At 37.6% G+C, this 10,579-nt stretch carries 5 protein-coding genes; all 5 read left to right on the plus strand.

The features are described from left to right. Positions 1-303 precede the first annotated feature (303 nt). The 5 genes from ACT8YW_RS11215 to ACT8YW_RS11235 all read left to right on the plus strand — a co-directional run bounded on the left by ACT8YW_RS11215 (position 304) and on the right by ACT8YW_RS11235 (position 10,464). Positions 304-1,197, plus strand: coding sequence for a sugar phosphate isomerase/epimerase family protein (locus tag ACT8YW_RS11215; RefSeq protein WP_444104935.1), 894 nt, complete (start codon positions 304-306; stop codon positions 1,195-1,197). 175 nt (positions 1,198-1,372) lie between these two features. After that, positions 1,373-2,872, plus strand: coding sequence for a DUF4992 family lipoprotein (locus ACT8YW_RS11220; protein ID WP_444104936.1), 1,500 nt, complete (start codon positions 1,373-1,375; stop codon positions 2,870-2,872). A gap of 29 nt (positions 2,873-2,901) precedes the next feature. Next, positions 2,902-6,291 carry a SusC/RagA family TonB-linked outer membrane protein gene (locus ACT8YW_RS11225; protein WP_444104937.1) on the plus strand — a complete coding sequence of 1,130 codons (3,390 nt, stop codon included), beginning with the start codon at positions 2,902-2,904 and terminating at the stop codon, positions 6,289-6,291. 12 nt (positions 6,292-6,303) lie between these two features. Then, positions 6,304-8,517, plus strand: a complete 2,214-nt coding sequence (locus tag ACT8YW_RS11230; protein WP_444104939.1) for a RagB/SusD family nutrient uptake outer membrane protein — start codon at positions 6,304-6,306, stop codon at positions 8,515-8,517. Between the two features lie 207 nt (positions 8,518-8,724). Continuing rightward, entirely contained in the window at positions 8,725-10,464 is a 1,740-nt protein-coding gene (locus ACT8YW_RS11235) for a polysaccharide lyase (protein ID WP_444104940.1), read from the plus strand. The last annotated feature ends 115 nt before the right edge of the window (positions 10,465-10,579 follow it).

Here is a 10,579-nt window from a genome sequence, read left to right on the forward strand (position 1 = left end):
TTGAAATAACACACAGTGTTTCATAGGTATCGTTTTTGGGTTGACAGGGCTGTCGGACTTCTTATGGTCCGGCAGCCCATTTTTTTACATTTACTTTTATTGTTACTTCTCGGAAAATAGCGACACTATATGCTCGGGATAGTGACGGTATCCGGCTAAAATAGCGTCACTATTTCTCCCGGATACCGTCATTATCTTATTTTCATTAGACTATACTCTGCCACATTTATAGTTATTCTCTGTTTTATAGGTGATTACAAAAATCTCTTTCATACGTCTACTATGTAAATTGTAGGCAATAAGATGAAAACAAGAAGAAATTTATTCAAACATATCCTTTGGATATTAATACTTGCAGAGTGTTTCCCTCTATTAGCGATTGCCGGATCGCAGCAAAAGGAACAACGTTATAAAATAGCCGTATGTGACTGGATGATTCTGAAACGTCAAAAAATCGGTTCATTCCAATTGGTACATGAATTGAATGGTGACGGCGTCGAACTAGATATGGGTGGCCTTGGCAAGAGAGAAATGTTTGATAATAAATTGCGGGAACCTCATTTCCAGCAGCTATTTCGTGAAACTGCTCAAAAATATCAATTAGAGGTTTCTTCTATTGCTATGTCCGGTTTCTACGGACAGTCTTTTCTGGAACGTGCTAATTATAAAGAGTTGGTTCAAGACTGCCTTCATGCAATGCAAGTAATGAATACTAAAGTAGCTTTTCTTCCTTTGGGGGGAATCGAAACTGGATGGGAAAAGAATTCAGCACTTCGAACAGAAGTTGTAAAACGTTTGAAGGAGGTGGGAGATATGGCTGCTTCTGAAGGAGTAGTTATCGGCATTGAAACTCAACTGGATGCTAAAGGAGATGTGAAACTGCTGAAAGAAATAAATTCTCCGGGAATCAAGATCTATTTTAAATTTCAAAATGCATTGGAGAATGGAAGGGATTTATGTAAGGAATTGAAGATTTTGGGGGAAAAGAATATTTGCCAGATTCACTGTACGGATACAGATGGAGTGACTCTGCCTTTTAATGAACGATTGGACATGAATAAGGTGAAAAAGACTTTGGACAAGATGGGATGGAGTGGATGGCTAGTAGTAGAACGTTCACGTGATAAGGATGATGTGCGAAACGTGAAGAAGAATTATGGCACGAATATTAAGTATTTGAAAGAAGTGTTTCAGTAAAGATAGGAGGGTGATTATGATATAGTTAATATTATAAAGAGAGAGAAAAAGCACAAAATCTATTTTTTATCCTTTTAAGTGATTACATTTTTTTTGATTGTACGTCTTTCCTTAAAAGAACTTTTAGATTTTGAAGATATAATATATTATTTTTGTTTAAATTAAAATTTAATCTATGAAGAGTAAGATGAAGATTAAAATGAAGATTGCCGGGAAGTTATGGGGCTTATCAGCAATTCTTTTATTCGTTTCTTGTGCTAAAGGTTTTGACGATAACGAAACCTTTTCTGGAGGTGTGACAAATACACAGTTAGAATCTCCAGAGAATATAAGTTTCTCTACCTTAACTAATGCTGATGGATCAGAAAGTTTGAAACTTACATGGCCTGTAGTTATGGGAGCTGGTGGTTTTAAAGTGAATGTTTACAATATGAATGATCCGGTTAATCCAGTTGCAGTAGTGGCAGATAGTATCGTAGATGGAAGTTCAATGGTATTTCCAAAACTGGAAGACACAAATTATCGGGTTACTGTGCAAACAATGGGTAATGAAAAATTGAATAATAAGGATGCTCAAACAGCCACTACTCAAGATTATAAAGCATTTGCAGCAGTTGCAACTATACATGAAAGCGATGAGATAGCAGCTTATGTCAATGCTCATATTCAAGATTATAGTCAGGATCAGGAACAATGTTTTGTATTGGAACCAGGAGGGGTTTATACCTTAGATGACATAGCTGACTTTAAACTGAACACAGTAACATTCCGTGGAGATAAAGATAATCAGCCGACTATAAAGGTTAGTGCTAATGGCGGACTTGTTACACAGGGAGGCTTGAAAATCAAGTATATTAATTTTGAGTGTACGGATATGTCCTCACAAAAGGGGGTTCTTTGTTTAAGTGAGAATCCGGATGCTTCTATTACGACTGATGCTTTAGGGTATACAAATGATGGGGCTAATTCGGGATTCTATGTGATTAATAGTCCTATTATATTTCAAGAATGTAACTTTAGAAATATACCTAATAGTCTAATTTATGGTAACAAGAAAAACTATGGTATAAAGGACTTCCGTATAACAAATTGCATTGTACAATTGAATAATGAAGGCTCATACTCTGTTATTGACTTTAATGGTGGTGGGTGGATTAAAGACCTGCGAGTTGAAAATAGTACATTTTATAATTTGAATACTACATGTAGTGGCTATTTTGTGCGCTATAGTAGTTCAAGTAATGCTCAACCTAAAAAAACATGGGGAAATACGGATAATACTGGTAGTATAACAATTACTTATAATACATTCTGTAAAACAATGGCAAATAAGGATTTTGCGAATCAATTGCCTAACACAAATACTTTAACTACTACTGTACAATATAATATTTTCTATGATTGTTGGCGCTTATATCAGGCTATACAATCACAAGCTAAAAGATATACAGATGGTAATACTATTTGGGGAATAACAAAGGCTTCTGAAGGTAATGACACTGGTGGAAGAACGGATTCAAATGGCAAGCCCTATGCTACGCTTGAAGACCCTAATTTTGAAGGACCTATTGATCTTAGCTTTGATTTAGCACAACCTAAAGGTGGAGTTAATTTCAAACCTAATGGTAGCGTGGCTGTAGGAAATAAGGCCGGTGACCCCCGTTGGTATAAGTAATATAAAAGCTAATATATAATACAATAAAGATGAAACATAAAAATAATATAATCAAATTGTGTCTTGGCGTATTTCTGGCTTTGACAATGGCCTTACCTGCTCTTGCCCAGAAAAGCGTGACATTCAAGGGGGTAGTCGTAGATACGACGGGAGAACCTATAATTGGGGCTTCTGTGAAGGTAGTAGGTACAACTACTGGAACAATAACTGATTTGGATGGTAAATTTATGGTAGTTGTTCCATCCGGGAAACAGGTTGAAATATCTTATATAGGATATATAACACAGGTATTATCAGATTTTAAGCAGACTAAGATTGAATTAAAAGAAGACACTCAACAGTTAGATGAGGTCGTGGTAGTCGGTTATGGTACACAGAAAAAAGCGCATTTAACAGGAGCCATTGCTACTGTACCAATGGATGATATTCAGGACCTTGCTTCTGGTAACTTGGCAAGTACATTGAGTGGTATGGTAAATGGACTTAGTGTTAATGGTGGAGATGCACGACCTGGTGAAAATGCACGGATTAATATTCGTCAGAACGATGTATTATCAGATATCGGAGGAACTGCTTCAGAACCATTATACGTTATTGACGGGTATATTTATCCAGTAGAAGTGAAGATAGGTGATGTGACAGAAAACTTGGGAGCAACGGCATTTAATAATTTAGATCCGTCTGTAATTGAAAGCATTTCTGTTTTGAAAGATGCTGCAGCTGCTGTATACGGTGCCCGTGCTGCCAATGGTGTTATATTGGTAACTACAAAGAGAGGGAAACAAGGTGCACCTAAAATCTCATATAGTGGAACTTTTGGTGTTGTGGATGAGGTTTCTCGTGCTAAAATGTTGAATGCTTATCAATATGGCCAACTTTGGAATGCTGTACGTGCGGCTGATCCAACTGATGTATCTATCAATCTACAGAATGATCTATTTCAGGCAGATGAGTTGAATGCAATGAAAGGGCTAAATTACGACCTGTTGGATAAATATTGGAAAGCAGCATTGACACAAAAACATAGTATCAATATGACTGGTGGTTCAGAAAGAGCTAATTATTTTGGAGGAATATCTTATTTTGACCAAGATGGTAATCTAGGCAATTTGGATTATAACCGTTGGAACTATCGTGCTGGTGTGGATGTAAAGATTAGTAAATGGTTAAAAGCGAGTCTTCAGGTTTCTGGTGATTATGGTAAGAAAAACAAGCCGAATGTGAAGGTCGGAGGTAGTAATGACGAAAAAGACTATAATCTTTTATTAGTTCGTCCGTATTATATTCCTGAAGAAGTAAATGGTATTCCAATTGTGCCTTATGGCATTAGCAATTCACAGGTAAGTTCTTCACAAAATTATTCATTCTCTTTGTTACAAAATGCAGGAGATTATAACCGGACAGAAACATCGAATATGAATATTAATGCTGGTTTGGAATATGATTTTGGATGGAATAAATGGTTGAAAGGATTAAAATTAAAATTCTCATATTCGAAGAGTATCAACTCAACGAAAAACAATCAATATGGTTCCTCATACGAACTTTATTATATGTCCAAACGTGCAGGAAGTGGGAACCATCTATATACACCTATTCAAGGACAGGAATCTCTATATGAAGAATTATTGGGAGAAAATAATTTCTTACTTGCCAATAATGGTTCTGCTATAAATAATGCTAGTGGGGATCCTTATTTATCTCGTACAATGAGTCGTGCTGATAATTATCAGATGAACTTTACCGCATCCTATGATCGTGATTTTGGGAGTCATCATGTTGGTGCTTTATTTTCTATCGAGAAATCGGAAGCAGAAAGTGAATATTTAGTAGGACAGGTTACTAATCCTTATGAATTTACAAATGGACAGTCGAATCTTGTTCAGTATAATAGTGAATCTACAACAGAATTTAAGCGTGCAGAATCTGGAACATTATCATATATTGGCCGTGTGAATTATGCCTATGCTGATAAGTATCTATTTGAGTTCCTGCTTCGTTCGGATGCATCAACAAAATTTGCTCCTGAAAATTATTGGGGATTCTTTCCTTCTGTTTCTGCAGGTTGGATTATATCGCAGGAGGATTGGTTTAAGAATAATGTGAAGTGGGTTGATTATTTGAAAATACGTGGTTCATTTGGTTTGACAGGACGCGATAATACCAAGGCATGGCAATGGATGCAAAATTATGCGGTTGATAAAGATAAGGGGCCGATATTTGGCGTTGGAACATCAACGAATGCAGGTAACCATATTACAATTAATAAGGATATTTCAGCTGTAAACCGTGATGCGCATTGGGATAAGTCATACAAAGCAAACTTTGGTCTGGACTTCAATGTATTGAATAATCGTTTGTCATTCAATATTGATGGTTATTATGAATGGAATCGTGAAATGTTACTTCCATACTCAGCTTCAATCCCGGGAACGGTAGGAACACAGTCTGCAAATTTCAATTATGGTGAGTTGGATACTTATGGAATGGAATTGTCTGTAACTTGGAGAGATCGGATAGGGAAAGACTTTAAGTATAAAGTATCTGTAAATACCGGATATACAGATAATAAGGTGCTTATGATGGACTGGGAAACCAATCAGCGCTATATGAAAATTCATGAAGGAAGTCGTACAGATATGGGAACATGGGGTATGCAGTGTTTGGGTATGTTTCGTAGTTATCAGGACATAGATGAATATTTTACTAAATATAATATAACATCGTATATGGGTATGACCAAAGAGAATGTCAAGCCTGGTATGTTAATTTATAAAGATATTCGTGGAGCAGAACAGGCTGATGGAACTTATGCCGGCCCGGATGGAGTTGTGAGCTATGAGAATGATCAAGTTCGTTTGTCAAATCGCAATAACCCTTATGGTTTCACTACAAATTTGAGTGCAGAATGGAAAGGCATTTCTTTATCTGCACAGATAAGCGCAAGTTGGGGAGGATATAGTTTTATCCCAACGTCAGCACTTAAGATAGGTAATATGGTTGGTTCAGGATCAGGGTCTTATACCGATTTGGAATATACCAATATGCCATCTTTCTGGAATACGGATAATATGTTTGTTTATAATGATGTGGTTGATGCATCAGGAAATGTGGTTGTAAAAGCTAATCGCAATGCTATATATCCGAACTTAAGATGGAGCAGTGTTAATAGTGTGAATTCTACATATTGGAGAGTGAGTGGAACTCGTGTTAGTATGAACCGCTTAACACTTGCATACACTATACCATCAAAGTTTACAAGATTGATAGGTATTGAAAGTTGTCGTTTCAATGTGACAGGACAGAATTTATTTAGTTTCTATAATCCTTATCCTGATAATTTTATAGATCCAATGACCTCTTATGGCAGTTATCCTACTTTGCGTAAGTTTACTATTGGTGTGAATGTGACATTCTAAAAAGAAATAATAATGAAAAGAAAAAATATAATAGCTTTCAGTGTTGCTTTAATGGCTATAGGTGCTTTCACTTCATGTAGTGATGAATTTTTGCAAGACAAGAAGAATTATGACTATGTAGATGCGAGTACATATAACACGTTCAGTGGTGCAAAGGCACGTGTAGATGATATATATGCATGGTGCCTGCCTAATACAAGTTCTGACCCTAGTTGGAAATATAATAGTACGGGGGCAGCAGACCTCCAGTCTAAATCCACAGAGGAATACAGTGGATTTGGATCATTTGTAGATCCTGATGCTCCAATGACTAGTCAGAGTGGTAATAATACGGTTCCTGATTATTTTCATAATAGCGGTAATAATATCCAGGCAAGTGTTTGGGGACGTATCCGTAATTGTAATGATGTTATTTATGGTATAGAGAATAGTACTCTTTCTGATGAAGAAAAGAATGAGTTATTGGGACAGGTCTATTTTTTCCGTGCATGGTGTTATTATAATTTAGTAAAGTGGTATGGTGGAGTACCTATTATAACGGAAGTACAAGAACCGGTGGCAGAGTCTGTCGTTCCACGTTCGACAACGAAAGCGTGTGTTGATTTTATCTGTGAGGATTTGGAACTCTCCGCACAATTACTAGCTCCGTTTACAGAAAATGGTGGATGGCCTTCAAGTGATTTTGGACGTGTCACTTCAGGTACAGCACTAGCTTTGAAAGGACGCACTTTATTGCTCTATGCAAGTCCATTGTTTAATCGTCAGAATGATGTAGAACGCTGGAAGAAGGCTTATAATGAAATTACTACAGATTTGCCTAGAATAAATGCTTGTGGGTATGGTTTAATTAATGAGAGTAACGTTGGAACTAATGCTTCAGGTTGGGCAAGTGTTTTTTCGATGGTTGATGGCAACACAGAGGCAGTATTTGTAACATTATATAACAATAAAACGACAGGTGGGGTTCCTGATTTCAGTAAGAATAATTCATGGGAGCATGGTATACGACCATCAAATACAATGGGAGGTGGTGGCAAAACTCCTTCTTCTATGATGGTTGATATGTTTCCTATGGCAGATGGAAAGAGACCTTCTACATGTGATACCTATACCACATTGGATCAATCGTCTATCGCATATGATAAGAATGTGCCATTTGCAAATCGTGACCCGCGTTTTTATAGAACATTTGCTTTTCCCGGAGTGCGTTGGGCTTTTGATGGTGATCCTAGAAATGCAAGTAATAATAATCCATATACAGGTGAGAAGTATAACTTGTGGAACTATGTCTGGTATGCGAATGAGACGGATAGAGATAATGAGGAAGCTAGTAGTTCTAATACATATGGTTCTGATAATTTGCTGACAAATGCCAAGGGATTTTATATACGTAAGCGTTCGGACGATTTAGATATAAATTCAAGTGCTAGGTATGAATATAGCCAGGCAAACGGCTTTAAATTTAGTGGTAGTCCATATTTGGAGATTCGTTATGCTGAAGTGTTGTTGAATTATGCGGAAGCGGCATGTGGCGCCGGTGAAATGGGAGTAGCTGTTGAACAGTTGAAGAAGATACGTGCTCGTGTGGGATATACGTCAACAAATAATTTTGGGTTGCAAACCAATTTGTCAAGTGACCAGTCTGCATGTTTTGCTGCTATTTTGTATGAACGTCAAATTGAATTGGCTTATGAAGGTAAACGTTTTGATGACTTACGTCGTTGGATGTTGTTTGATGGTGGTGCGGAAAGAGCAGAAGGAGCACCTGACACATGGCTCCCATCTGGTTGGAATGGAAATACTTGTACTTATTTAGGTTTTAAACAACTAAATGGACAGCGTCGCGATAATCTTGAATTCCGTGTAAGTAGCGCTCATGAGAGTAAAGGACTTGGTGGTACATCGTGGGAAATAAATGGGGTAAATCCAGATCCATTAAAAGATGTAACACGTCCGGATGCATTAGATTTGAGACAGGCGGATATTTCAAGTCAACAGAATAAGTTAGTTGAGTTTTATAATACTTATCTAACACGTAAAATGAAGAAGGGAGATGCATATACTACTGATCATACACCGAAATATATGAATTTCCTTCCTCGGTATTATTTCCTGGGTTTTGCAGAAGGAGCTCAAAAAGCTAATCAAACATTACCACAAACTATTGGTTGGGCAGATTATAACAATGGTGGTGCTAATGGTACTTTCGATCCATTAGCAGAATAAGTTCATAATCTTCAATTTGTCTATATAATAACGTTTCTAATACCTCTTGAATAAGAGGATTAGAGACGTTATTATATTATAAAGATTTGAGTTATGTAGAAAACACACATTTTGAATAATAATTTTTGCTCTACTGATTACAAATCTTTTTCTCTTTCGTCTTATTATTGTATTTTTGAATTAACAACTTCACTAAACCAAATAAAAATGAAGAAGAAACATGTATTATTAGCAGCTTTGGCTGCTGCAATGTTGACTCCGACTGTTGCATGGGCGCAATACCCACAAATAACCGACGAAGCCAAAGAAAACTATAAAAAGATGATGACTGAAGAGCGGAAGCGCTCTGACGAAGCATGGGCGAAGGCACTGCCAATAGTGCAGAAAGAAGCAAAGGAGGGACGTCCTTATATTCCTTGGGCTAGCCGTCCATGTGATTTGCCACAAGCGAATATTCCGGCATTTCCTGGAGCAGAAGGTGGCGGTATGTATAGCTTCGGTGGTCGCGGCGGTAAAGTGATTACTGTGACTAATTTGAATGATCGTGGACCTGGATCTTTCCGTGAAGCTTGTGAAACAGGGGGCGCTCGTATTATCGTGTTCAATGTGGCAGGTATTATCCGTTTGGAGTCTCCGATTATAGTTCGTGCTCCTTATGTTACTATTGCAGGACAAACGGCTCCCGGGGATGGCGTTTGTATTGCCGGCGAATCATTTTGGGTAGATACACATGATGTTGTTGTGCGTCATATGCGTTTCCGTCGTGGAGAAACAAAGGTTTGGCATCGTGATGACTCCTTTGGAGGTAATCCGATCGGTAATATCATGATAGACCATTGTTCTTGCTCATGGGGATTGGATGAGAATATTTCTTTCTATCGTCATATGTATGATTCTAGTGAAGGTCAATATGAAAGCAAAGATTTGAAACTTCCTACTGTAAATGTGACTATTCAGAATACAATCTCTGCAAAAGCATTGGATACATACAACCATGCATTTGGTAGCACTTTGGGAGGTGAAAACTGTGCATTTGCCCGTAACCTATGGGCTAGTAATGCAGGACGTAACCCTTCTATCGGTTGGAATGGAATATTCAACTTTGTCAATAATGTAGTGTTCAACTGGGTTCATCGTTCTTCTGACGGTGGTGATTATACCGCAATGTTCAATATGATTAATAACTACTACAAACCGGGACCTGCTACGCCGAAAGACTCTAATGTAGGACATCGTATTTTGAAGCCGGAAGCCGGACGTAGTAAATTGAACTATAAGGTATATGGACGTGTATATGCCGATGGAAATGTCATGGAAGGCTATCCTGCTATTACAGCAGACAACTGGAAAGGTGGTATCCAGATTGAAGATCAACCAAATACTGACGGATATACTGAAAATATACGAAGCTATCAACCGTTCGAGATGCCGTATATCAATATTATGGGGGCTAAAGATGCCTATGATTATGTATTGAAACATGCAGGTGCAACTATCCCTTGTCGTGATATTGTAGATGAACGTGTAATTGAAGAAGTGAAAACAGGCATTCCTTATTATGAAAAGAAACTTCCGAAAGATACTTATGGCGATCTGACCGGTTTGTCTCCTAAATCAATGGGTGAGGACGGACAGTTTAAATATCGTCGTTTGCCGAAAGATTCTTATAAGCAGGGTATTATTACTGATATTCGTCAGATGGGTGGATTCCCTGAATATAAAGGTACTCCTTATGTAGATACAGACGGTGATGGTATGCCGGATGAATGGGAAATTGCCAATGGCTTGAATCCGAATGATCCGAGTGATGCCAATAAGGATTGTACTGGTGACGGATATACTAATATTGAAAAATATATCAACGGTATCAGCACAAAGCATAAAGTAGATTGGAGAGATATGAAGAACAACTACGATACATTGGCTGAAAAAGGAAAATTAATGTAATCGATGGTAAGGCGCCGGAATTGATTTTCCTTTCGGCACCTTACCTAAAAAACAATATCAATGAAAAAGATACTGATACTATCATTGCTTTTTATTTCCAGTTGGATGTCTGCAC

Source organism: Bacteroides sp., from assembly GCF_052357945.1.
Lineage (GTDB): Bacteria > Bacteroidota > Bacteroidia > Bacteroidales > Bacteroidaceae > Bacteroides.

Excerpts from the sequence above, each read along its gene's own strand:
- ACT8YW_RS11225 (WP_444104937.1), top strand. The coding sequence starts at position 2,902 with ATGAAACATAAAAATAATATAATCAAATTGTGTCTTGGCGTATTTCTG.
- ACT8YW_RS11220 (WP_444104936.1), top strand. The coding sequence starts at position 1,373 with ATGAAGAGTAAGATGAAGATTAAAATGAAGATTGCCGGGAAGTTATGG.
- ACT8YW_RS11230 (WP_444104939.1), top strand. The coding sequence starts at position 6,304 with ATGAAAAGAAAAAATATAATAGCTTTCAGTGTTGCTTTAATGGCTATA.
- ACT8YW_RS11235 (WP_444104940.1), top strand. The coding sequence starts at position 8,725 with ATGAAGAAGAAACATGTATTATTAGCAGCTTTGGCTGCTGCAATGTTG.
- ACT8YW_RS11215 (WP_444104935.1), top strand. The coding sequence starts at position 304 with ATGAAAACAAGAAGAAATTTATTCAAACATATCCTTTGGATATTAATA.